21 protein-coding genes are annotated in these 24307 nt (G+C 64.5%); 10 read left to right on the plus strand and 11 right to left on the minus strand.

The window, feature by feature from the left end; genetic code table 11:
• Window positions 1-20: 20 nt before the first annotated feature.
• Window positions 21-2054: a methyl-accepting chemotaxis protein gene (locus tag HAP48_RS13565; RefSeq protein WP_166213376.1), complete on the minus strand. Its 2034-nt coding sequence runs from the start codon at window positions 2052-2054 to the stop codon at window positions 21-23.
• 463 nt (window positions 2055-2517) lie between these two features.
• On the opposite strand from HAP48_RS13565, the gene HAP48_RS13570 reads away from it, so the two are divergent.
• Complete coding sequence (locus tag HAP48_RS13570; protein WP_166213375.1) at window positions 2518-3690, plus strand: FIST N-terminal domain-containing protein; 1173 nt, start codon at window positions 2518-2520, stop codon at window positions 3688-3690.
• Entirely contained in the window at window positions 3687-5060 is a 1374-nt protein-coding gene (locus tag HAP48_RS13575) for a hybrid sensor histidine kinase/response regulator (RefSeq protein WP_166213374.1), read from the plus strand. The genes HAP48_RS13570 and HAP48_RS13575 overlap by 4 nt, the downstream gene beginning before the upstream one ends.
• Before the next feature lie 102 nt (window positions 5061-5162).
• On the opposite strand, the gene HAP48_RS13580 is transcribed toward HAP48_RS13575, so the two are convergent.
• From HAP48_RS13580 to HAP48_RS13595, 4 genes are all read right to left on the minus strand, one after another.
• A complete protein-coding gene (locus tag HAP48_RS13580; protein ID WP_224497155.1) occupies window positions 5163-5939 on the minus strand; it encodes a LuxR C-terminal-related transcriptional regulator in 777 nt (258 codons plus the stop codon).
• Window positions 5940-6020: 81 nt separating this feature from the next.
• Window positions 6021-6701 carry a response regulator gene (locus HAP48_RS13585; protein ID WP_166213373.1) on the minus strand — a complete coding sequence of 227 codons (681 nt, stop codon included), beginning with the start codon at window positions 6699-6701 and terminating at the stop codon, window positions 6021-6023.
• Between the two features lie 135 nt (window positions 6702-6836).
• Window positions 6837-8051: a c-type cytochrome gene (locus tag HAP48_RS13590; RefSeq protein ID WP_338029002.1), complete on the minus strand. Its 1215-nt coding sequence runs from the start codon at window positions 8049-8051 to the stop codon at window positions 6837-6839.
• A gap of 29 nt (window positions 8052-8080) precedes the next feature.
• Window positions 8081-9748 carry a PQQ-dependent dehydrogenase, methanol/ethanol family gene (locus HAP48_RS13595; RefSeq protein WP_175612328.1) on the minus strand — a complete coding sequence of 556 codons (1668 nt, stop codon included), beginning with the start codon at window positions 9746-9748 and terminating at the stop codon, window positions 8081-8083.
• On the opposite strand from HAP48_RS13595, the gene HAP48_RS13600 reads away from it, so the two are divergent.
• From HAP48_RS13600 to HAP48_RS13620, 5 genes are all read left to right on the plus strand, one after another.
• On the plus strand, window positions 9732-10067 hold the full coding sequence (locus tag HAP48_RS13600; RefSeq protein ID WP_224497047.1) for a hypothetical protein: 336 nt from the start codon (window positions 9732-9734) through the stop codon (window positions 10065-10067). The two genes, HAP48_RS13595 and HAP48_RS13600, sit on opposite strands and share 17 nt — an antisense overlap.
• A gap of 133 nt (window positions 10068-10200) precedes the next feature.
• The gene (locus HAP48_RS13605; RefSeq protein ID WP_024583646.1) at window positions 10201-10686 is read left to right on the plus strand and encodes a (2Fe-2S)-binding protein; all 486 of its coding nucleotides are present in this window, start codon (window positions 10201-10203) and stop codon (window positions 10684-10686) included.
• Between the two features lie 90 nt (window positions 10687-10776).
• Complete coding sequence (locus HAP48_RS13610) at window positions 10777-13116, plus strand: xanthine dehydrogenase family protein molybdopterin-binding subunit (RefSeq protein WP_166213370.1); 2340 nt, start codon at window positions 10777-10779, stop codon at window positions 13114-13116.
• 13 nt (window positions 13117-13129) lie between these two features.
• The gene (locus HAP48_RS13615) at window positions 13130-13930 is read left to right on the plus strand and encodes an FAD binding domain-containing protein (RefSeq protein ID WP_166213369.1); all 801 of its coding nucleotides are present in this window, start codon (window positions 13130-13132) and stop codon (window positions 13928-13930) included.
• Between the two features lie 350 nt (window positions 13931-14280).
• Window positions 14281-15393 (plus strand): CaiB/BaiF CoA transferase family protein, encoded by a 1113-nt coding sequence (locus HAP48_RS13620; RefSeq protein ID WP_166213368.1) that lies wholly within the window; start codon window positions 14281-14283, stop codon window positions 15391-15393.
• A gap of 115 nt (window positions 15394-15508) precedes the next feature.
• Here HAP48_RS13620 and hppD read toward each other — a convergent pair whose 3' ends face one another.
• Complete coding sequence (gene hppD / locus HAP48_RS13625) at window positions 15509-16627, minus strand: 4-hydroxyphenylpyruvate dioxygenase (RefSeq protein WP_166213367.1); 1119 nt, start codon at window positions 16625-16627, stop codon at window positions 15509-15511.
• Between the two features lie 123 nt (window positions 16628-16750).
• Here hppD and HAP48_RS13630 point away from each other — a divergent pair, with 123 nt between their 5' ends.
• Window positions 16751-17227, plus strand: coding sequence for an Lrp/AsnC family transcriptional regulator (locus HAP48_RS13630; RefSeq protein ID WP_166213366.1), 477 nt, complete (start codon window positions 16751-16753; stop codon window positions 17225-17227).
• Between the two features lie 261 nt (window positions 17228-17488).
• A complete protein-coding gene (locus tag HAP48_RS13635; RefSeq protein WP_166213365.1) occupies window positions 17489-17800 on the plus strand; it encodes a DUF1272 domain-containing protein in 312 nt (103 codons plus the stop codon).
• A gap of 159 nt (window positions 17801-17959) precedes the next feature.
• Here the strand turns inward: HAP48_RS13635 and fahA are convergent, their stop codons facing one another.
• From fahA to HAP48_RS13660, 5 genes are all read right to left on the minus strand, one after another.
• The gene (gene fahA / locus HAP48_RS13640) at window positions 17960-19231 is read right to left on the minus strand and encodes a fumarylacetoacetase (protein ID WP_166213364.1); all 1272 of its coding nucleotides are present in this window, start codon (window positions 19229-19231) and stop codon (window positions 17960-17962) included.
• A gap of 110 nt (window positions 19232-19341) precedes the next feature.
• Entirely contained in the window at window positions 19342-20688 is a 1347-nt protein-coding gene (gene hmgA, locus HAP48_RS13645) for a homogentisate 1,2-dioxygenase (RefSeq protein ID WP_166213363.1), read from the minus strand.
• A gap of 2 nt (window positions 20689-20690) precedes the next feature.
• Window positions 20691-21647 (minus strand): MBL fold metallo-hydrolase, encoded by a 957-nt coding sequence (locus HAP48_RS13650; protein WP_106324797.1) that lies wholly within the window; start codon window positions 21645-21647, stop codon window positions 20691-20693.
• A 27-nt stretch (window positions 21648-21674) separates the two neighbouring features.
• A complete protein-coding gene (locus tag HAP48_RS13655) occupies window positions 21675-21902 on the minus strand; it encodes a DUF2783 domain-containing protein (protein ID WP_166213362.1) in 228 nt (75 codons plus the stop codon).
• Window positions 21903-21911: 9 nt separating this feature from the next.
• A complete protein-coding gene (locus HAP48_RS13660) occupies window positions 21912-23555 on the minus strand; it encodes an FAD-dependent oxidoreductase (RefSeq protein ID WP_166213361.1) in 1644 nt (547 codons plus the stop codon).
• Window positions 23556-23723: 168 nt separating this feature from the next.
• On the opposite strand from HAP48_RS13660, the gene HAP48_RS13665 reads away from it, so the two are divergent.
• A complete protein-coding gene (locus HAP48_RS13665; RefSeq protein WP_210292838.1) occupies window positions 23724-24284 on the plus strand; it encodes a MarR family winged helix-turn-helix transcriptional regulator in 561 nt (186 codons plus the stop codon).
• Window positions 24285-24307: the final 23 nt, after the last annotated feature.

Genomic DNA, 24307 nt, shown 5'->3' on the forward strand with positions numbered 1-24307 from the left:
CCGGGACGACACTTGTGGGTCTAGGCGGCGCGGATATTCGCCATGAAGCGGTCGAGCTCCTCGCGCAGCCGCGAGCTTTCGACCGACAGCGAGCGGGCTGAATTCAGCACCTCTTCGGAGGCCGCTCCCGTCTCGGTGGCGCCGCGGGTGACCTGGGTGACGCTCGAGGCGGTTTCCTGAGTGCCCTGCGCGACGTTCTGCACGCTGCGCGCGATCTCCTGCGTTGCAGCGCTCTGCTGCTCGACCGAGCTCGCGATGTTGGTCGCGATCCCGGAGATCTGCCCGATGGTGCCGCCGATCTCCTTGATCGCGGCGACCGATTCCTGGGTTGCGGCCTGCATGCCCGAGATGTGGCTGGAGATCTCGTCGGTGGCCCTGGCGGTCTGGCTCGCCAGCGACTTCACCTCGGAGGCGACCACCGCGAAGCCGCGGCCCGCATCGCCCGCGCGCGCGGCCTCGATGGTGGCGTTCAGCGCCAGCAAATTGGTCTGCTCGGCGATCGCCGTGATCAGCTTGACCACGTCGCCGATCTCCTGCGCGGCACGCGAGAGCTTGCCGATCCGGGCGTCGGTCTGCTCGGCCTGGCGCACAGCGGAATCGGCGATCTGGCTGGATTCCTTGGCGCGGCGGCCGATCTCGTCGACGGATGCGGACAATTCCTCGGTCGCCGAAGCCACCGACTGCATGTTGCTGGAGGCCTCCTCGGAGGAGCCGGCGACCTGGCTGGACAGGTTTTGCGTGGTCTCCGCAGTCCGCGTCAGCGTACCCGCCGCGGATTCGAGCTGCACGGCGGAGGCCGACACGTTGGAGACGATCGCGCCAACGGCGGATTCGAATTCGTCGGCAAAACGAATCAGCTCGGTGCGCCGCGCCGCAGCGCTGGCCTTGTTCTGCGCTTCCTGGGTCGCGGCATCGCGCTCGGCCTTGGCGACCGCCTGAACCTTGAATTCCTCGACGGCGCCGGCCATCTCGCCGAGCTCGTCACGGCGGCCGAGGCCGGGCAACACGACATCGAAATTGCCCGCCGCGAGCTCGCGCATCGCGGCACACATCGCCGCGATCGGCCGCGAGATGCCCTTGCCGAGCAGGAACGCCCAAACCAGCCCGAGCACGAAGCTGCCGGCAGCGAGCATCAGGATCAGCTGCTCGGTATCGCCGATCATCGTGTGCGATTCGCTTTCAAGCCGCTTCTGGTCGGCGAACAGATCGGACTTCATCGCCGCCGCGCCCTGGCTGATCGCGGCCGCGGACTCCGTCATCTCGACGGTCAGTTCGTCGATCGACTTCGCGTTGGCGATCAGCTTGGCGAGCGCCTCGCGATATTCTTCGAGCAGCGCAGTGATTTCCTTCACCGCCTGCGTGATCCGCTCGTTCTGCGAGGTGATCCCCTTCACCAGATTGTCAGCGAATTTCAGCCGGGCGAGCGCGCTGGAGGCAACCGTCTTGTCGCCGTTGACGACGAAGGTGTTGACCGCCCCGGTGATCGACTGCAGCTGGTCAGCCACCTTCTTGGCGCCGAACTGGATCGACTGCAGCTCGGAATCATCGGCATTGCTCGGGAGATCGTCGAGCTTGTAGCGCATCGAGGTTGCGCTGCGGACGAGCTTGTTCTGCGCGGTCTGCGCGCTCTCGTCCTTGATCCGGACGATCTCGGCAAAGATCTTGGTGAAGGCGCGGAATTCACGCTCCAGCTTGGTGATCTGCTCGAGCCGGGCCGGGTTGGTGGTGCCCTTCATCGACGCCATGATGGCGTCCTTCAGGCTGGCTTCGGCGGCGAGCGCCGCCTTGGCGTCGTCCTCCTTGCCGGTCGCGACGTAATAGCGTGCCAGCGAGCGATAGGAGATCAGTTCGCGGTCGATGTTGCGGGCGAGATCGGCTTCCGCGACGCTCTGGCGAAAGGAGCCGACGCCGGCGGAAACCCGCTCGAAGCCCATATAGGCGAAGCCCATGGTGGCGGCCGACAGCGCCAGCGTGACGGCAAAGCCGAGCATGATCTTGGCGCGGAATCTGAGGGTTGGGAACCTGATCGAGAGCGATCGCTTGAGTCCCGGCATTCCAACCCCCGTCTTCCTTCTGAAAACCACGCGGGGTCCGGCAGCAACCCGCCCCAGACCCCGGAGGGCAAAACTAAGGCAGAATCGATAAGGCCCGGTAAATGGGCAACAAGTTCGCCTGAATCGGCACGCTACTACCTTGGTCGGGCCAGGAGGTTGGGCTTGGTGATTGACGCGCGGGACCGACCCGATAGTTTAGAACCGATCAAACCTGTCCCTGCCCGGGCCAGGAGAACACATCGGGAGGTGTCCCATGTCATCGCGTCGACCGGCGCCGTTGGCGCTTGCGGCGAGCGAAGCTGCCGGCAGAGTCCGGCCAATGACATTCCCCCTCACGACCTAGAATTTATCGGCGGGCCTGACCGCAACCAATCGCGGCATGGGCCCGTATGCCCTTACGACCCGCGCTGCCTCAACCGGCCGCGCCAAGAAAAACAAAAAATCCTGCTCAGGGAGAACGCCTTTGGCGAAGGAGAACGGCAGCGCCACCGACAGCATTGTCGTGGTGCAGGCAAAGACCGACGGGCCGCGGCAAGCAGCGGACGAGATCGCGCGCCAATTGGCGTCAGCTGATCTCGCGATGCTCGTGGTGTTCGTGTCGCCGTTCTATGACCCGCAGGAATTCATTGCCGAACTGTCCCGCCGGATGCCCGACGTTCCGATCTTCGGCTGCACCACGGCCGGCGAATTGTCGCCCGGCGGCTGGGACGAGGACAGCGTCGTCGCGATGGGCTTCAACGCGGCCGATTTCGTCATCGCGGCGCGGCCGCTGTTCGACCTCGCGACGTTCCGGGTCGATCACGGCCGCTCGATCTGCACCGAGTTGCAGACCGAATTCGCGCAACGGACCGAGCATTGCGACCACACCGAGGATTCCTTCGGGCTGCTCTTCATCGACGGCATGTGCCAGCGCGAGGAGACCATCATGTCGGCGATCTATGCAGCGCTCGGCGACATTCCGGTGGTCGGCGGCTCCGCCGGCGACGGCCTGCGCTTCGAGAAGTCCTGGGTGTTCCATGGCGGCGAGGCCTTTACCGACGCCGCCGTCCTGATCCTGATCCGGACCCGGCTGCCGTTCCGCCTGTTCAAATGCGATCATTTCGAGCCGACCTCGACCAAGATGGTGGTGACCGAGGCTGATACCGAGCACCGCATCGTCAAGGAATTGAATGCCGAGCCGGCCGCGCTGGAATATTCCCGCGCCGTCGGCCTCAGCGAGAGCAAGCTCGAATTGTTCTCCTTTGCCGCCCATCCGGTCCTGGTCCGCGTCGGCGGCGCCTATTACGCGCGGTCGATCCAGCGCACCAATCCGGACGGGTCGCTGCAATTCTTCTGCGCCATCGACGAGGGCATGGTGCTGACGGTGGCGCGCGAGCGCGATCCGATCGACGTGACCAGCCGCCTGCTCGAGGAGCTGACCGAGGACCTCGGCAAGGTCTCGATGTTCATCGGCTTCGAATGCGTGCTGCGCCGACTCGATGTCGAGCAGCGCCAGCTGTCGCGGGAGATGTCGGAACTCTATCGCCGCAACAAAGTGATTGGCTTTCAGACCTATGGCGAGCAGTATCGCTCCATGCATGTCAACCAGACGCTGACCGGCATCGCCATCGGCAAGCGGGCTGTCGCGCCGCAATGACCGACACCAAGACCACGCGAATTGCGGCCCTCGAACGCGAGGCCGAGAAGCTGCGCAAGATCAACGCGGCGCTGATGTCGCGCGTCGAACGTTCGACCGACCAGCAGCTCAACGCGTTCTCGCTGTTCGAGACCGCAATTGCGCTCGATCAGCAGGTCCGCGACCGCACCAAGCAGCTCAAGCAGGCGCTGCAATCGCTGGAAAAGACCAACGGACGCCTGCTGCAGGCCAAGCAGCAGGCCGAGGCGGCAAGCTCACTGAAATCATCGGTGCTGATTTCGGTGACGCACGACCTGTTGCAGCCGCTGAATGCGGCGCGGCTGACGTTGTCCGCGCTCACCGAAATGGCAACCGAGCCCAAGGGCGTCGCGCTGACCGACCAGATCGACCGTTCGCTGGCGACGCTCGAGGACATGCTGCGGACGCTGCTCGACATCTCGAAGCTCGATGCGGGCGTGCTCCGGCCCGAATTCGGCCCGGTCGCGATCGCCTCGCTGTTCGAGCCGCTGGAGCAGGAATTCGTGGCGACCGCCGCCAAGCGCAACCTCGGCTTCAAGATCATGCCGTCGTCCGCGGTGGTTCGCTCCGATCCGCTGATGCTGCGCCGGATCCTGCAGAACCTTGTGGCCAATGCGCTGCGCTACACCCAGCGTGGCACGGTGCTGATGGGGTGCCGCCAGAGGGGCGACGATATCTGCATCGAGGTGCACGACACCGGGCCGGGCATCCCGGAAGCCCAGCGCGAGGCCATCTTCGTCGAGTTTCAGCGCGGCGAAGCCAGTGCCGGCGACAAGGCAGGCATCGGGCTCGGCCTTTCGATCGTGCGGCGGTTTGCCGACCTGCTCGGCCATGACATCAGGCTGAACTCGCGCGCCGGCAAGGGCTCGGTGTTCTCGGTCACCGTGCCGCGTACCCTCGATCCGGTTGCGGTCCCGGTGCGCGAGCAGGCCAGCGTCGACTATCGCTATGGCGGCATGGAGGGCGCAAAAATCCTGCTGATCGAGAACGACCTCTCGAGCGCCGAGGGTCTCGCCCACCTGCTGGAGAAATGGGGCTGCGACGTCGCGGTGACGATCTCCAAGACCGAGGCGCTGGAGCGCATCCACGCGCTCGACGGCATTCCCGACGCGATCATCGCCGACCTGCACCTCGACAATGGCGAGACCGGGATCCAGGCCGTCGACGTGATCCGCGGCGAGATCAACGCCAAGGTTCCGGCGATCATCGTGACCGCCGACTACTCGGCCAAGGCCGCCTCCGACGTGTCGGCCTACGGCCACGAGCTGTTGAAGAAGCCGATCAAGCCCGCCGAGATGCGCTCGCTGCTGTCGTTCCTGCTGGCTGCGGAGCAGTCGGCCGCGCGGCTATGACCAGAGCGTTTTCGAGCGAAGTGGATACCGGTTCGCGTGAAGAAAACGCATCCAGACAAAAACCTAGAGCCCCGTTCCGATTCCATCGGAACGGGAAAGGCTCTAGGCGTCGCGGGACGGCGAGGCCGTCACCGGCGCGTGGTCGTGCTTGCCGAAGTCGAGCTTCGACATCGCGATGATGGCCTCGGTCCGGCTGCGCACGCCGAGCTTCCGCAGGATCTCCGAGACGTGTACCTTCACGGTGGTCACCGAGATATCGAGCTCATAGGCAATGTGCTTGTTCTGCAGCCCGCGGCAGATCATATCGAGCACGCGAAGCTGCTGCGCGGTAAACTGGCCGAGATGCTGCATCAGTTCACGCGTCTCGGCCTGGCCCTTGCGGGCAGCAGCGGTGTCGCGGAAGCGGGTAGGCAGGCACACCGCGCCTTCGAGGATACCGCGCAACAGCCGCGCCAGCTCGACCTTCGGCGTCGATTTCGGGATGAAGCCGGAAATACCGAGCGAGATTGCCCCGCCGATGATCCGGGAATCGTCATGCGCCGACACGATCACCAGCGCACTGCGCGGCGCGGCGGCGCGCACCCGGTAGGCGCCGAGCAGGCCCGTGGTCCCGGGCATCGACAGATCGAGCAGGATCAGATCAAGGCCGTCGCGCGCGGCGATCACGTCCAGCGCACCGTCGATCGAGGTCGCCTGCAGCACCTCGGCATCGGGAAACTCGGCCCCGATCACGCCGATCAGGGCGGCGCGGAACAGCGGGTGATCCTCGACGATCAGCAGTCGAGGTGCACCCGCCTTTCCGAGCCGCGGCTCGTCCGCCAGGGGCGCGGTCGTGGTCAATGCTGCGCCGTCCTCCCTCGGATCGCTGATGACAGCCATTGTGCGCACGACGTTATCCCAAAGCCGACCGGCAGCCTATAGGGGCGACCTTCAATGCGCGTGCCTCGCAGTGCAGCAAGCCTAGGGCGCCTTCTCCGCCTTCGTGCCCGCGCAGGCGTCGGGGACGGGAAGCGGGATCTTGCCGAGCTCGATGATCGCCTTGTTGCGGCTGAACAGCTTCAGCTTGCGCAGGATCTCGGTCACATGCGCCTTCACGGTGGATTCAGCGAGCTTGAGTTCGGTCGCGATCTCGCGGTTCTGCAGGCCGCGGATAATCAGATGCAGCACACGGATTTGCTGCGGCGTCAGCTTCTGAATCCGCTCGCGCAGCGTACGCGCGGTCTCGGAATGGTCCAGCGCGCCGACCGCCACGAAATCCCGCGGCGCCGAGACCGAACCGCTCAGCACGCGCGCGATCGCCTGCGAGAGCTCGCCGAGCGAGGTCGATTTCGGCAAATAGCCGACCGCGCCCATCTCCAGCGCCTCGCGGATGGTGTGCTTGTCTTCCTCGCTCGAGACGATGGCGATCGGCAGCCGCGGATAGCGATCCCGGATCTTCTGGAAGCCGGAGAAGCCGACGACATCGGGCAGCAGCAGGTCAAGCAGCGCCAGATCGATGTTCGGCTCGCTGGCGAGGATGCCGAGCGCCCCCTTGATCGAGGTCGCCTCATAGATCCGGGCATCCGGGTGCGAGATGCGGATGGCATTGCCAAGCGCCTCGCCAAACAGAGGGTGATCGTCGATGATCAGGAACCCCATCATGAGGACCCTCGCACTGATCGAGCCTCCGTTCCGATTGAATCGGAACGGGGCTCTCGATTCATGTTCTGACGCGTTTTCTTCACGCGAACCGGTATCCACTTCGCTTGAAAACGCTCCTATTGCGGATTGCAGCGGCTAGTTCGAGCCGCCGGTATCCTGCACGCTCTGCAGATAGACATATACGTTTCTGAGTTCGTCGTCGCTGAAGACGTCCTTCCAGGCCGGCATGCCCTTGGCTGGCCGCCCGTCATGAACCGTCTTCCAGTAGGTCGATTCCATGTCGTCAGAATAGCGCTTCTTCAGCAGCCTGAGATCGATCTTTCGCTCGGCCTGCACCGCGTCCGGACCGTGGCAATGGGCGCAGGTGCCGTTGAAGACCTCCCGTCCCGCCGTGGCGTCCCCCTTGGCATCCCCTTTGACATCCCCGGTGGTCGCCGCGGTCTGAAGCGGCTTCTCGGCCGCGGGCGCCTGCCCTACCGTGACGGGTTCGCTTGCCCCAACGGACGACGTCGTCGCCGGGGCCGCCTGCCCGAACTTGACCGGGGCGCCGTTCGGCGCGCCATATTTGGCAAACAGGGCGGAAATCTCCGGCTGCAGCGACGGCAGCACGCCGTCGACCTCATCGCGCAGGGCGCCGGACGCCTTGGCGAAGCCGATCGCGGTCGCCCACAAGAGGCCGTCGCCCTCGGTCGCCACGATCTGATATTCGTCGCCATAGCTGGTCTTGTTGAGCCAACCCGCCACCGGCGCCCAGATGAAGGCGATGTCGACCTTGCCCTGGTTGAGGGCCGCCATGCCCTCCTCCGGGCTCAGCACGGTGACCTTCTGGATATCGTCCCGCAGCGCCAGCAGGTTCTGCGGCGTCGACTGATACTGCACCGCAACCCGCAATCCCCTGAGGTCGTCGATGCCGGCCAGCTTGCGATCCCTGGCGCCGACCAGCGCATAGCCTTCATGGGTGATCGGCTTCGAGAAGATCACCGCCGGGCCCATGAAATCATCGATCAAGGGCAGGCCGACCATGGCGTCGCACTGCTTGCTGAGCAGCGTCTCCCGCACGGTGCGCTTGCCGAAATAGGACTTGTACCAATTGGTGCTCACCGTGCGGCCGAGCTTTTGCGCCACCGCCTGGCCGATCTCGAGATAGAGGCCGGGCTTGCCCGGGTCGTCGCTCGAGAACGGCAGGTTGGTGGGATCGGCGCAGAGCCGCAGCGACGGCTTGGCCTCGTCCGCGCCGGCCGAGAAGGCCGGCGCGAGCAGCGCGGTGGAGAGCAGCACGGTCCGGATCGCCTTTCCCAACTGGGCGCCGGGCGCACGTTTGGGCACTTCGTTCCGGTTGATGCAGGACACGGACAATGCTGCCTCCTTTGGACGATGCATTACTGCAGGGCGAACACGAACAGCGAGCCGCCTTCGGGCGCTGCGGCAACCATCTTCTTGCCGATGTCACCGAGGAAGGCCGGCAGCGCGGCGGTGCGTCCGACCACGATCGCGACATACTGCTTGCCGTCGACCGAATAGGTCACCGGACCGGCGCCGACGCCGCTGCCGAGGTTCTTGCTCCACACGACCTTGCCGTTCTTGGCATCGATGGCGCGGAAGTCGCCGTGCAGATTGCCCGAGAACACCAGGTTGCCGCCGGTCGTCAGCGTGCCGCCGTTGAATGGCAGGTCTTCCTTGATGCCCCACACCTTCTTGTTGGCGACGGGATCCCAGGCCACGAGCTCGCCGAGGAAGCCGCCGGGGCCTTCCTTGGTCGGGAATTCGGCACCGAGATAGAACACGCCGCGCTTGTAGTTCACGTCGCTGACCGACCAGTCCATGCAGACATTGTTGGTCGGGATGTAGACCAGGCCGGTCTCCGGGTTGAACGACATCGGCTGCCAGTTCTTGCCACCGATCAGGTTCGGGCAGATGTCCTTGGCGGGATGGCCGGGGCCCGGGCGCTTGTCCGGATCCTCTTCCGCCCGCATCGTGTTGATGTCCCACTTCTTGGCCCAGTTGGCGAAGACATACTTCTCGGCCGAGATCATCTTGCCGGTTTCGCGGTTGGCCACGAAGAAGAAGCCGTTGCGGTCGGCCTTCATCAGAACGGGCGTTTCACTGCCCTTGATCTTCAAATCGGCGAGCAGCAGCTCGTTGACGCCGTCATAGTCCCAGGCGTCAGCCGGCGTGCCCTGGATATGCCACTTGATCTTGCCGGTGTTGGGGTCGATCGCCAGCGTCGAGGCGGTGTAGAGGTTGGTCAGCTTGCCGAAATTGCCATCGCCGGTGGAGCGCACCGCGGTATTCCACGGTCCCGGATTGCTGGTACCCCAGTAGACCGTGTCGGACTTGGCGTCGTAGGAGCCGACCAGCCAGGCGGCGCCGCCGCCATGCAGCCCGGTGTCGCCCTTCCAGGTGTCGCTTCCGGGTTCGCCGGGCGCCGGCACCGTGTAGGTTTGCCAGAGCAGCTTGCCGTCCTTGAGCGAGAACGCCTGCAACGAGCCGCGAACGCCGTATTCGCCGCCGCCGAAGCCGGTGATGACCTTGTCGCGGACCACGAGCGGCGGCGAGGTGATGACCGAGCCCTGCTTGTAGTCGACCACCGTCGAGGTCCAGAGCTCCTTGCCGGTCTCGGCGTCGAGCGCGGTCAGCTTGCCGTCGAGGCGGCCGACGAAGATCTTGCCGTCGGCGTAGGACACGCCGCGGCTGTTGACGTCGCAGCAGGCGTATTGGAGCACGTCATCGGGAATATCGGGCTGCCAGGTCCATTTGCGCGCGCCGGTCGCGGCATCGATCGCATAGACGTATTTCGGGCCCCACGAGGTCGACACGTACAGCGTCTTGCCGATCACGACCGGCGAAGACTCGTTGGATCGCAGCGAGGCCAGCGACAGCGAGTAGACCAGCTGCAGCTTGCCGGCATTCTCGGAATTGATCTGCTTCAGCGGGCTGAAGCGCGTATTGCCGTAGTCGTGGCCGGCGATCGCCCATCCGTTCGGATCGGACGCCGCCTTGACGACGGAATCATTGGCTCTCGACGCACCAATGCCTGCCATCACCATGGCGACCAGCGACACACCGGCAAAGAAAATCCCGCTCCTCAGCTTCATTGGCTTCCTCCAATATGGTTTCGTTGCCGCGATGGATGCATCGCGCGCGCGGATCGCTACCCAATTTCATGAACCAGCGATCTCCGTCGCTGCGTCGGCGATGAAAATGACAGCAACGTCTTTGCGCCGTTATAGGCGGAAGGTAGTAGCAATCACGGCGACGATTTTCGGCACGTCGCGAGCACCGTCAGGCTGCCGAGAATCGCTTGCGCCGCAGCGCAATTTGATCGCGCCGGAGCGCGTCGCTGGCAGCTTGCAAATTGCTCATTGAACGGCCGCCTGCTAGGATCGGAAACACAGCCCGGCGCCTTCATGACAGGGCCGCGACTACGACTTTGATCGCGGTTACGCCCCACATGAAGCGTGATCTACTGGGCCCATAACGAAGCTATTGGGAGAAACGCGTGTCTACAGTCAAATTGACGGTAAACGGCAAGGCGGTCTCGGTCGACGTTGAGGACCGAACCCTCCTCGTGCACCTCTTGCGCGAAAACCTGAACCTCACCGGCACCCATGTCGGCTGCGATACCAGCCAGTGCGGCGCCTGCGTCGTCCATGTCGATGGACGGGCGGTCAAATCCTGCACCATGCTGGCCGGCCAAGCCGCGGGCTCCAACGTCACCACGATCGAAGGCCTCGCCAAGGGCGACGAACTGCACCCGATGCAGGCGGCGTTCCGCGACAATCACGGCCTGCAGTGCGGCTATTGCACCCCCGGCATGATCATGTCCGCGGTCGATATCGTGCACCGCCATGGCGGCAAGCTCGACGAGGAAACGGTTCGCCACGAGCTGGAAGGCAACATCTGCCGCTGCACCGGCTACCACAACATCGTCAAGGCGGTGCTCGACGCTGCCGGCCGCATGAAGGTCGCGCAGGCCGCCGAATAGCAGCCCGCGCGTCGCACACGATCAAGCTCATCACCGCCGGTCTCGATGGAAACGGCGGCAAAACGAATCTCCGGTCGGGAGGACCAGACCATGGGTGTTGAAGGAATTGGCGCACGCGTCGTGCGCAAGGAAGATCGCCGGTTCATTACCGGCCAGGGTCGTTACGTCGACGACGTCAAGATGGTGGGCATGAGCTACGCTCACTTCATCCGCAGCCCGCATGCACATGCCAAGGTCAAGGGCATCGATTCAGCCGAGGCCATGAAGATGCCCGGCGTGATCGCGGTGCTGACCGGGCAGCAGATCGTCGACGACAAGGTCGGCAATCTGATCTGCGGCTGGGCGATCACCTCGAAGGACGGTTCGCCGATGAAAATGGGCGCGTGGCCGGCGATGGCGCCGGAGACCGTGCGCTTTGTCGGGCAGGCCGTCGCGGTCGTGATCGCCGAGACCAAGAACCAGGCCAAGGACGCCGCCGAAGCTGTCGTCGTCAACTATGAAGAGCTTCCCGCCGCGGCCGACATCAAGGCCGCGATCAAGCCGGGCGCACCGCAGCTGCATCCCGAAGCCCCCGGCAACATCGTCTATGACTGGCATCTCGGTGACGAAGCCGCGGTGAAGGACGCCTTCAGCAAGGCGGCCAATGTGGTGACGCTCGAGCTCACCAACAACCGCCTGGTGCCGAACGCGATGGAGCCGCGCGCGGCGGTCGCACATTATGATCAGGCCGAAGAGCACTACACGCTCTACACCACGTCGCAGAACCCGCACGTCGCCCGCCTCGTGCTGTCGGCATTCTACAATATCGCACCCGAGCACAAGCTGCGTGTGATCGCGCCCGACGTCGGCGGCGGCTTCGGTTCCAAGATCTACATCTATCCGGAAGAGATGGTGGCGCTGTGGGCCTCGAAGAAGGTCAACCGCCCGGTGAAGTGGACCGGCGACCGCACGGAGGCCTTCCTCACCGACGCGCATGGCCGCGACCATGTCTCGAAGGCGGAGATGGCGCTCGACAAGGACAACAAGATCCTTGGCCTGCGGGTGAAGACCCACGCCAATTTCGGCGCCTATATGTCGCTGTTCTCCTCGGCGGTGCCGACCTATCTCTACGCGACGTTGCTGTCGGGCCAGTACGTGATTCCGGCGATCTATGCCGAGGTGATCGGCGTCTACACCAACACCACGCCGGTCGACGCCTATCGCGGCGCGGGCCGACCCGAAGCGAGCTATCTGATCGAACGCATGATGGAGACCGCAGCGCGGCAGTTGAAGGTCGATCCGGCCGAGCTGCGCAAAAAGAACTTCATCACCGCGTTCCCGTATCAGACGCCCGTCATCATGGCGTATGACGTCGGCGACTTCCACGCCTCGATCGATGCCGCGATGAAGGCGATCGACTATGCCGGCTTCCCGGCCCGCAAGGCCAAGGCGAAAGCCGATGGCAAGCTGCGCGGCATCGGCGTGTCCTGCTACATCGAGGCCTGCGGCATCGCGCCGTCGAAGGCGGTCGGCAGTCTCGGCGCCGGCGTCGGTCTCTGGGAATCGGCGGAAATCCGCGTCAACCCGGTCGGCACCATCGAGGTGCTCACCGGCTCGCACAGCCACGGCCAGGGCCACGAAACGACGTTCGCGCAGCTGATTTCAGAACGCCTGGGCGTCCCGATCAGCCAGGTGCAGATCGTCCATGGCGACACCGACAAGGTGCAGTTCGGCATGGGCACCTACGGCTCGCGCTCGCTTGCGGTCGGCGGTACGGCGATCGTGAAGGCGATGGAGAAGGTCGAGGCCAAGGCCAAGAAGATCGCGGCGCATGCGCTCGAGGCGTCCGAGAGCGACATCGTGATCGAGAATGGCGAGTTCAAGGTCACCGGCACCGACAAGTCGATCGCGCTGCCGATGGTCGCGCTTGCCGCCTACACCGCGCACAATCTGCCTGACGGCATGGAGCCCGGCCTGAAGGAGACGGCGTTCTACGACCCGACCAACTTCACCTTCCCGGCCGGCGCCTATATCTGCGAGCTCGAGGTCGATCCGGGCACCGGCAAGACCTCCTTCATCGACTTCGTGGCGGCCGACGATTTCGGCCGGTTGATCAACCCGATGATCGTCGAAGGCCAGGTCCATGGCGGCCTCGCGCAAGGCATCGGCCAGGCGCTGCTCGAAGGCGCGGTCTATGACGACACCGGTCAGCTCGTGACCGCGTCGTTCATGGATTACACCATGCCGCGCGCGGACGACCTGCCGTCGTTCCAGCTCTCCCACACCACGACGCTGTGTCCGGGCAACCCGCTCGGCGTCAAGGGCTGCGGCGAAGCCGGCGCGATCGGCGCCTCTGCTGCCGTGATCAACGCGATCACGGACGCCATCGGCAACAACAAGCTTGAAATGCCGGCGACGCCCGATCGCGTCTGGCACGCCATCCACGGTTGAGGGAGGAAGAGCCATGTACGAGACAAATTATCACCGCGCTTCCTCGGTCGCCGACGCAGCAGCAACGTTCGCCAAGGGCACGGAATCAAAATTCCTTGCCGGCGGACAAACCCTTCTTCCTGTGATGAAGCAGCGTCTCGCCGCGCCTTCCGACGTGATCGACCTCTCCAAGGTGCAGGAGATGATCGGCATCGAGGTTTCGGGCGACACTGTCACCATCAAGGCCGCTACGCCGCATTACGATGTGGCGCAAAGCGACGCCGTGCAGAAGGCGATCCCCGCGCTCGCCAATCTGGCGTCGATGATCGGCGATCCCGCCGTGCGCTATCGCGGCACGATCGGCGGCTCGCTCGCCAACAACGACCCGGCGGCGGATTATCCGGCGGCGGTGCTGGCGCTCGGCGCGACGGTCAAGACCAACAAGCGGTCGATATCGGCGGAAGACTTCTTCAAGGGCCTGTTCACGACGGCGCTCGAGGATGGCGAGATCATCACCGCGGTGTCGTTCCCGGTCCCGGCCAAGGCGGGCTATGCCAAGTTTCCGAACCCGGCCTCGCGCTTTGCGCTGACCGGCGTGTTCGTCGCCAAGACCAAGTCGGGCGACGTCCGTGCCACGGCAACCGGCGCGTCGCAAAGCGGCGTCATGCGGGTACCGGCGATCGAGGGAGCGTTGAAGGCGAATTGGTCGGCCAGCGCGCTCGACAGCGTGACGATCCCGGCGAGCGGGCTGCTCGCCGACATCCATGGCTCGGCGGACTATCGCGCGAACCTGATCAAGGTGATGGGACAGCGGGCCGTGACCGCGGCCGGCTGATACAGCATGATCCGGAAAAGTGCGAAGCGGTTTTCCGAAAAGATCATGCTCAAACAAAAGGCTAAAGCGCGATGGCGATTGAACCTGATCTCATCGCGCTTTAGCGCCTAAACACAAGTCGAGGAGCGGCGCGCAGCGATGCGCGCCGTTCGCGTTTTACCAGCACTCCGTTTTACCGGCGCTTCGGGGCAAAAGACGCTTGCCACTTCCCCCATTAGGCGAGACAATTTAGCTAATCAGCTAATTAAAAATGCCGTCCCACGGACGGCTGGGAGAACGCATGAAGTGCGGCACCAAGCCCGCCGCACCATCTCAGCCGCCTAACACCCGACAACCAACGGAACAGCAAAGTGCTCGATAAACCTGCCTCCCAGACCGCCGCTCGCGCCTCGGGCCCGCTCGCCGGTTTCCGCATCGTCGAATTCGCCGGCATCGGCCCCGGCCCGTTCGCCTGCATGCTGCTCGCCGACATGGGCGCCGAGGTCATCACCCTCGACCGGGTCGGCGCAGGCAAGAATCTGAAGGCGGTGGCCACGCGTGGCCGCAAGGTCATCGAGCTCGATCTGAAGAACAAGGCCGCCATTGCCGAAGCGCTCGACCTGCTCAGCCATGCCGACGCGCTGATCGAAGGCTTTCGCCCCGGCGTGATGGAGCGCCTCGGTCTCGGCCCCGATGTCGTGCTCGCACGCAATCCGAAGCTGGTCTATGGCCGCATGACCGGCTGGGGCCAGGAAGGCCCGCTGGCCAACGCCGCCGGCCACGACATCAACTACATCTCGATAACAGGCGCGCTGGCCGCGATCGGCACCAAGGAGAAGCCGGTGCCGCCGCTCAACCTGGTCGGCGATTTCGGCGGCGGCGCGCTCTATCTCGTGGTCGGCGTGCTCGCGGCACTGCTGGAAGCGCAGAAGTCCGGCAAGGGCCAGGTGGTGGATACCGCGATGTGCGACGGCGCAGCGTCGCTGATGTCGATGTTCTACGACATGAGCGCGCAGGGCCGCTGGAGCGGCGGCCGCGACCAGAATTTCCTCGACGGCGGCGCGCATTTCTACGGCGTCTACGAATGCTCCTGCGGAAACTTCATCTCGATCGGCTCGATCGAGCCGCAGTTCTACGCGCTGCTGCGCAAGCATGCCGACCTCTCCGACGCCGACTTCGATGCCCAGATGGACCGCAAGGCTTGGCCGGCGCTGAAGGCGAAGCTGGAAAAGGTCTTCAAGAGCAAGTCGCGCGCCGACTGGTGCACGATCATGGAAGGCACCGACATCTGCTTCGCGCCGATCCTGACCATGGAGGAAGCGCCGAAGCATCCGCACATGGCCGCCCGCCAGGTGTTCGTCGAGCGCCACGGCGTCACCCAGCCCGCCCCCGCGCCGCGCTTCTCGCGCACGCCGTCCGCGATCCGCGAGCCGGAGCTGGCTGATATCGGGGACGTGACGAGCGCGTGGAAAGCGGGGAAATAATCTCTGCCGTCATTGCGAGGAGCGAAGCGACGAAGCAATCCATGCCTCCACAAGCGGTGCGATGGATTGCTTCGCTCGCAATGACGAAGTCATGCGGCGAGGCTGCACTCAGCTGTCACGCCGCGTGATCGACCTTCAGCACGCCGCGGCGGATCTGGTCTTCCTCGATCGATTCGAACAGCGCCTTGAAGTTGCCTTCGCCGAATCCGTCGTCGCCCTTGCGCTGGATGAATTCGAAGAAGATCGGCCCGATCGCGTTCGCCGAGAAGATCTGCAGCAGCACCTTGGTCTGGCCGCCTTCGACCACGCCCTCGCCGTCGATCAGGATGCCGTTGGTCTTTAGCCGTGCGACGTCCTCGCCATGCTTCGGCAGCCGGGCGTCGATCCGCTCGAAATAGGTCTCGGGCGGCGACGGCATGAACGGCAGGCCGGACGAACGCAGCGTCTCGACCGTCGCATGGATGTCGCGTGCGCCACAGGCGATGTGCTGGATGCCCTCGCCGTGATAGATGTTAAGATATTCCTCGATCTGCCCGGAATCGCCGGCGTCCTCATTGATCGGAATCCGGATCTTGCCGTCCGGGCTGGTCAGTGCGCGGGAGAACAGGCCGGACGCGCGGCCCTCGATGTCGAAGAAGCGGATCTGGCGGAAGTTGAACAGCTTTGCATAGAAGCCGGTCCAGACATCCATGCGGCCGCGATGGACGTTGTGGGTGAGGTGATCGATGTAATAGAGCCCCGAACCCGCGGGGCGCGGGTTGGCGGCCCCTAACCATTCGAACTCGGCATCATAGGCCGAACCCTTGGCGCCGTAGCGATCGACGAAATAAAGCAGGCTGCCGCCGATGCCCTTGATCGCGGGCGCATCGAGCGTCTTCCCGGCGGACGAGACATCCGCCGGCTCCGCGCCGAGTGCGATCGCGCGCTCATAGGCGAGTTTGGCATCGACCACGCGGAACGCCATCGACGGCGCGCAGGGGCCGTGCGCGGCAACGAAGTTGAAGCCGTCGGTGCCCGGCTCCTCATTGACGAGATAGTTGATGTCGCCCTGGCGATAGACCGTGATCCTCTTGGTCCGGTGGCGAGCCACCGCGACAAAGCCCATCAGCTTGAACAGCGCGTGCAGCTCGCCGGGATTGGGGTGGGCATATTCGACGAACTCGAAGCCGTCGGTGCCCATCGGATTGTCGGCGCTGATCTCGGCTGGCGGCGCATCGTGCGGAAACGGACCCATGACGGTAACTCCCTGATTTGTCTGGGGATCAGTTTCCGTCACTTGCCGCGCAACGTGCGTGCAAAATGGACCCTGTTTTGCTAATATCGCGCACGATCCGTGCATGAAATGGACATTTTACGCATGCCAGAAGTCGACGCCTTCGACCTCAAAATGCTCGCCGCGCTGCAGGATGACGGCCGGCTGACCAACCAGCAGCTGGCCGACCTGGTCGGACTCTCGGCCTCGCAATGCTCGCGGCGCCGGATGCGGCTGGAGGAGGAGAAGGTGATCGCCGGCTACCATGCCGACCTCGCCGGCGAGGCGCTCGGCTTCGGCCTGATCGCCTTCATCCACATCACGCTCGCGACCCATTCGCCCGACAATGCCAAGCGGTTTCGCGAGCTGGTCAACCGCGTCGACGACATCCAGGAGGCCTATGCGCTGACCGGCGATGCCGACTACGTGCTCAAGGTGATGCTGCGCGACCTGAAGAGCCTGTCCGATATCGTCAACAACGTGCTGATGCCACATCAGAGCGTCGCGCATGTGCGCTCCTCGATCGTGCTCGACCGGTTGAAGGAGAGCACCAAGCTGCCGCTTAAGTCGCTACAGACGTGATGGCACAAATCGAGGGAAATACGCCGTTCGCTTCGGTGGCGCGACTTGCGATCATCTGTGCGAATTGGTTCGATGCCGCGGCATCGGCAGTGGGCTCCCTCTCCCCTTGTGGGAGAGGGTTGGGGTGAGGGGTTCTCTCCGCGAAGCATCCTCTGTCGAGAGACCGCAACCCCTCACCCGGATCGCATCTTGCGATCCGACCTCTCCCACAAGGGGAGAGGTGCGGCGGTGTGCGCGGCATCCAAGAAGCTGAGGAAAGCCATGGCGCTGCAGCTGCGACCGAACTGCGAATATTGCGACAAGGACCTGCCGCCGAGCGCTGTGGACGCGCGGATCTGCTCCTATGAATGCACGTTCTGTGCAGACTGCGCCGAGACCAGGCTCGGCAATGTCTGCCCGAACTGCGGCGGCGGCTTCGCGCCGCGGCCGATCCGCCCCGCCAAGCCGTGGCGGCCAGGCGTTTGCACGGTGAACCAGCCACCGTCGGACAAGCGGGTGCATCTGAAATACAGCCTCGACGATGTCGCGGCGAATACGGCACGGCTGAAGGATATCAGGCCAGAGGAGCGGTGAGGCTGCCCTGCTCTCGGGCTCCTTCCACCTGAAAGGGGGAAGGTGGGATGGGGGTCAGCCGCGGGCGCTGGCGTTCGTCGAGAGAAAAGATCCTCACCCGGTTTGCTGCGCAAACCGACCTCCCCTTTTCAAGGGGAGGTGAAGAAGTGCCCGCGCGAATTACTCCGCCGCAACGATCGTGCCCTCGACCTCGCCAAAGCCGACGCGATAGCCGTCGCCCTGACACCAGCCGCGCATCACGAGCGAATCTCCATCTTCGATGAACGTGCGCGTCACGCCGCTGGCAAGCTCGACCGGCTCGGTGCCGTTCCAGCTGATTTCCAAGAGGCTGCCGCGCTGGTGCTTTTCGGGGCCGGAGATCGTGCCGCTGCCTAGGAGATCGCCGACATTCATCGCGCAGCCGCTCGAGGCGTGATGCACCAGCTGCTGCACCGACGACCAGTACATGTATTTGAAGTTGGTGCTGCAGATCGTCTTCGCCTCGTTCATCGCGCCGGCGCGCAGCGCGACGTCGAGCTGCAGATCATAATTGTTCGGCTGTGCCTGCTTCAGATAGGCGAGCGGCTCCGGCTGCTGCGCCGGGCCCCGCATCCGGAACGGCTCCAGCGCCTCGCGCGTCACCACCCACGGGCTGATCGAAGTCGCGAATGCCTTGGCCTGGAACGGCCCGAGCGGCACATACTCCCATTGCTGGATGTCGCGCGCACTCCAGTCGTTGAGGATGACGAAGCCGAAGATCATCTCCTCGGCCTGCTTCTCGGTGAGCATCTCGCCCATCGGCGATGCCTGGCCGACCACCACGCCCATCTCCAGCTCGAAATCGAGCCGCTTGCAGGCGCCGAAGCTCGGCACCTCCGCGGTCGGCGGCTTCAGCTGGCCGCGAGGGCGCCGGACCTTGGTGCCACTCACCACCACCGTCGAGGCGCGGCCGTTATAGCCGATCGGCATGTGCAGCCAGTTCGGCTGCAGCGCATTGTCCTTGCCGCGGAACATGACGCCGACATTGGTGGCGTGCTCCTTCGACGAATAGAAATCGGTGTAGCCCGAAACGGCAAACGGCATGTACAGCCTGACGTCAGCCATCGGCACCAGCGCTCGCGCGCGCAATTCCCTGTTATCGCGCAGCTCCGGATGATCCGAGCGCAACAGCTCGCTGATCCGCGCCCGCGTCGCCGACCACACCTTTGGCCCCAGCGCCATGAAGGCGTTGAGCGAGGGCTGCGAGAACACGCCGAGTGGCCCGACATCGAGCCGCGAGTCCTGCTCGAGCTCCCAGAGGTCGAGCACGAAGTCGCCGATCGCAACGCCAATGCGCGGCGCGAGGCCATCCTTCGACGAGAACACGCCGTAAGGCAGGTTCTGGATCGGGAAGTCCGAGGTCGGCGCGACGTCGATGAAGGAGCGGAGTTTTGGGTCGTTGGGGTGGGGCACTGATTTCTCCAATCAGAAAGTCGTCATGCCCGGGCTTGACCCGGGCATCCATCTTCCGAAAGTGCGATGGATCGCCGGGTCAAGCCCGGCGATGACGAGTGACACAAGTTCTACGGCTTGTTCGGGTCGAACTTCTTCTCCAACCCCTTCCAGCAATCCGAGTAATCATCCTGCAGCGTCGACGACGTCGCGGCATGCTGCGTCACGCGCTGCGGGAACCGGGTCTCGAACATGAAGGCCATCGTGCCGGTCAGCTTCACCGGCTTCAGCTCGCCATTGCTGGCGTGCTCGAACGCCTCCCGATCGGGACCGTGCGGCAGCATCATGTTGTGCAGCGAGATGCCGCCCGGCACGAACCCTTGCGGCTTGGCGTCGTAGACGCCGTAGATCAGGCCCATGAACTCGGACATGATGTTCATGTGGTACCACGGCGGGCGGAAGGTGTTGTCGGCCACCATCCAGCGCTCCGGGAAGATCACGAAGTCGATATTCGCGGTGCCGGCGGTCTCCGACGGCGAGGTCAGCACCGTGAAGATCGACGGGTCGGGATGATCGAACGCGATCGCGCCGACCGGCGAGAAGGTGCGCAGATCGTATTTGTAGGGCGCGTAATTGCCGTGCCAGGCGACCACGTCGATCGGCGAATGGGCGAGCTGCGTCTTGAACAGCGCGCCGCCCCACTTCACGTAGAGCTCGGTCGGCGTGTCATGGTCCTCGTAAGCAGCCACCGGCGTCAGGAAGTCGCGCGAATTGGCCAGGCAGTTGGCGCCGATCGGGCCGCGCTCCGGCAGCGTGAACGCACCGCCGTAATTCTCGCAGAGATAGCCGCGCGCCGGACCATTGGGAATCTCGACGCGGAATTTGACGCCGCGCGGGATCACCACGATCTCGCCCGGCTCGGCATCGATGCGGCCGAACTCGGTGACCAGACGCAGATTGCCCTGCTGCAGCACGAACATCATCTCGCCATCGGCATTGTAGAAATGCTGATCGACCATCGATTTGGTGATGAGATAGATGTGCGCCGCCATGCCGGCCTGGGTGTTGGCATCACCCGCCGTGGTCATGGTCTGCACGCCCTGCAGGAAGGTCATGTCCTGCTTCGGGATCGGCGCCGGGTCCCAGCGCAGTTGCGCGATCGGCATGTCGTATTCATGACAGGGCGCGGTGCGCCACAGCCCGGCGTCGGCCTTGGCGAAGCGGCCGGAATGCCGCACCGACGGGCGGATGCGATACAGCCAGGAGCGCTCATTGGTGCCGCGCGGCGCCGTGAACGGCGAACCCGAGAGCTGCTCGGCATAGAGCCCGTAGGCGCAGCGCTGCGGCGAGTTGCGCCCCATCGGCAGCGCGCCGGGCAATGCCTCGGTTTCAAAACTGTTGCCGAAGCCGGACATGTAGCCCGGCGTCACTTGCCCCGAGCTGCGAACGATCTGATCAGGCGAGGTGTTGATGTTCATTTCTATCCTCCTCCTTGCAGGGCGGCCCACATTTCCTGGTCGCGTTTGTCGGTCCAGATCACGGGATCGTCGATCCCGGATGCCTCGTCATAGGCGCGCGACACGTTGAACGGCAGGCAGTGCTCGTAGATCGCAAACTTCGAGAATTTCGGATCCATCACCTCGCGCGTCGCGGCCATCGATTCCTTTAAGCTGCGGCCCTTGGCGACCGAGCTTTCTGCGGCGCCATACAGCGTGGTGACGAAATCGCGGGTCATCGCGATCGCATCGCGTCCGGTCTCCAGGCCCTTCAGCGCATCGCCGCGGCCCGGCGCGATCGCCTTCGGATTGAAGGCGCGGATCTCGTTCAAGGTCATCGGCCATTCGCGCAGATGCGCATCGCCGCAATAGCAGGCCGAGTGATATTCGATCAGGTCGCCGGAGAACATCACCTCGGCGTCCGGCACCCAGGCGACGATGTCGCCGGAGGTGTGGCCGGCACCGAGCTGCATCAGCCGCACCTCGCGCTTGCCGAGATAGATCGACATCTCGCCTTCGAAGGTCAACGTCGGCCAAGTCAGGCCGGGAATGCTCGCGGCATCCTGGAACAGACGGGGAAAACGGCCATATTCGGAATCCCAGTCCTGCTGGCCGCGCTCCTGGATCAGCCGGTAGGTCTCCTGCGAGGCCACGATGCCCTGCGCGTGATAGGCCGACGCGCCGAGCACGCGCACCGCGTGATAGTGCGACAGCACGACATATTTGATCGGCTTGTCGGTAACGGTCTTGACCCGCTCGATCACCTTGTTCGCCATCGCAGGCGTTGCCTGCGCGTCGAACACCAGGCAGCCGTCCTCGCCGACGATGACGGCGGTGTTCGGATCGCCCTCGGCGGTGAAGGCGTAGAGATCGGTGCCGATCTCGGAGAAGGTGACCTTCTTCTCCGCGAGATCCGTGGTCGATGCAAAACCTTTGGCCATCAGTTCAATCCTGTCCGTTTGATCAGTCTATTGTTGTTGCTGTTGTTGCTGCTGGCTCGCGTCCAGCATCCGCCGCTTCGCCAGCGTGATCGCTTCATGCAGCACGTCGAGATCGCCGATATGGTTGGCGAGCACCAAAACCAGCGCGGCATCGAGATCAGCGCTCTGCGCCTCGGTGAGGCCGCGATGCGCCTCGACGATGGCGCGAAAGGCGTCATCGGGCTTTGCGAAGTTCGAACTGGTCGACAGCGCCATGACCGCTCCTCAGTTCAGGCCGGCGGCGCGCGCCAGCGCCGCATCGAGCGCGGGCCGCGCCGCGTTGCGGAAGCGCGCCGCGACGTAGCCGTCCGGCCGCAGCAGATAGGCGGTGCCGGGCTCGGCATCGTAGCGCTTGCCGGCAAGGCCCTGCGTGTCGACCAACCCGCCCTCGCCGCCGACCCGGATGCTCCCGACGCCATCGGGAACATCGGCAGCCGCGCCAATGCCAAACTCCAGCAGCGTGAAACGCGTTCCCTGCTTGATGAAAACGTCGGTCAGATAGGTGGAACCGCCGCCTTGCTCGGTCACTGGGGCATCCAGCATCGAGGCGCCCGGCCGCGGACCACCGCGCCAGCTGTCGCGATCGCCGCTCGACAGCGGCGTGTCATAGACCGACGGCACCGACAGCCGGCCGCCATTGACCATGCGCTTGCCGAACTCGGTATCCTCTGCGAGCGACAGCACCGCCTGGCGCAGCCGCGCCTCCTGCTTCGTCGCCGGCGCCATGAAATCGGTAGAGCGGGTGGACTCGCGGATGTTCTCATCCGCCGCTGCGCTGCGCTCGATATGATAGCTCTCCAGCAAGCCTTCCGGCGACAGCCGGCGCAGCACGCGGTCGAGCTTCCACGCCAGATTCTCGGCATCCTCGAGCCCGGAATTGGCGCCGCGCGCGCCGAACGGCGAGACTTGATGCGCGGAATCGCCGGCGAAGATCACCCGCCCGTGGATGAATTTTGCCATCCGGCGACACTGGAACTTGTAGAGCGAGATCCATTCGAACTCGAACTTGTCATGCCCGAGCATGCGCTCGATCCGCGGCCGCACATTCTCCGGCTGCCTCTCGGCGACCGGATCGGCATCCGGATTGAGCTGCAGATCGATCCGCCAGATGTCGTCGGGCTGCTTGTGCAGCAGCGCCGAACGTCCGGCATGGAACGGCGGATCGAACCAGAACCAGCGCTCGGTCGGGAACGCCGCGGTCATCTTGACGTCGGCGATCAGGAACTGGTCCTCGAACACCTGCCCCGCGAAATCCGCGCCGACCATCTGGCGCAGCGAGGAACGGGCGCCGTCGCAGGCGACGACGAAAGAGGTATGCACCTGGTATGAGCCTTCAGGAGTGGCGACGGTCAGCGCGACGCCATCATTGCGGCTCTCCAGCGCGATCACCTTGTTGCGCCAGCGCAGATCGATCCCGGGCAGCTGCTCGACGCGATCGACCAGATAGGCCTCGGCATAGAACTGCTGCAGGTTGATGAAGGCGGGCCGCTTGTGACCCTCCTCGGGCAGTAGGTTGAATTGATAAAGCTGCGAGGCGCCGTGAAAGATCTTGCCGACGCTCCACACCACGCCCTTCGCGACCATGCGGTCGCCGACGCCGAGACGGTCCCAGAACTCCAATGAACGTTTCGAGAAGCAGATCGCGCGCGAGCCTTCGCCGATCCGGTCGGCATCGTCGAGCAGCACCACGCGCTGTCCGCGCTGCGCGAGGTCGATCGCAAGCGACAGCCCCACCGGCCCGGCACCGACCACGACGACCGGATGCTCCGCCATGTTGGCGCCCGAGCGCTCCTGGTCGGGGTGGCGGTGATAGCCGAACTGGGTTTTGGCCTGTGCCGTATTCGCGTTTGCCGCATTGGCTTGTGCCATCGTATGACCCTGGATGTTCCCTTGCGCCGCGGCCCTTGGCTGCGGTTCTGTGTGACCGGCTTGCGACCAGGACCTTGCGGGTCGGCCGCGACCTTGCTAAATTAGTCTCACTTGCAACTATCTTAAACCCCCAGTCGGGGCCGCCGTCAACTCAAATTGGAGAGATTTTTGGCCAGGACCTCTGCAAGCCAGCCTCCAGCGCGGCCGCGCAGCGCCGTGGAGGCGGACGTGCGTGACAATGCCGCGCCAGGAAAGAAGCGCCTCGACCTGTTCCACTTCATGCCGTTTCGCCTCAACCGGCTGGCGGCCGAGGTGAGCTCGGCGCTATCGAGCGAATATCAGGCGCGCTACGGCCTCGACATTCCGGAATGGCGGGTGCTCGCCACGCTGGGCTTCCGCAGCGATCCCTGCAGCGCGCAATACATCGCGCACTGCACCCGCACGCATAAATCCACCATCAGCCGCGCGGTATCGGCGCTGATGGAGCGCGAGATCGTCGAGCGCGTCGAGAACGCCGACGACCGCCGCGAATTCCGCCTGCAGCTGACGAAGAAGGGCCAGGCGCTGTACGAAGAATTGATCCCGCGCCTGCTGCGTAAGGAGCAGGAGATCATCTCCTGCCTGTCCGCGCAGGAACGCCGTGATCTCGGACGCCTGCTCGGCAAGATCGAGACCAGCCTCGAACTGGTGCAAACCAGCGAAGAGGCCGACGCGAAGGATGCGTATTAGGCCACGCACTCCGCTGTCGTCCT

Source organism: Bradyrhizobium septentrionale (genome assembly GCF_011516645.4).
Lineage (GTDB): Bacteria > Pseudomonadota > Alphaproteobacteria > Rhizobiales > Xanthobacteraceae > Bradyrhizobium > Bradyrhizobium septentrionale.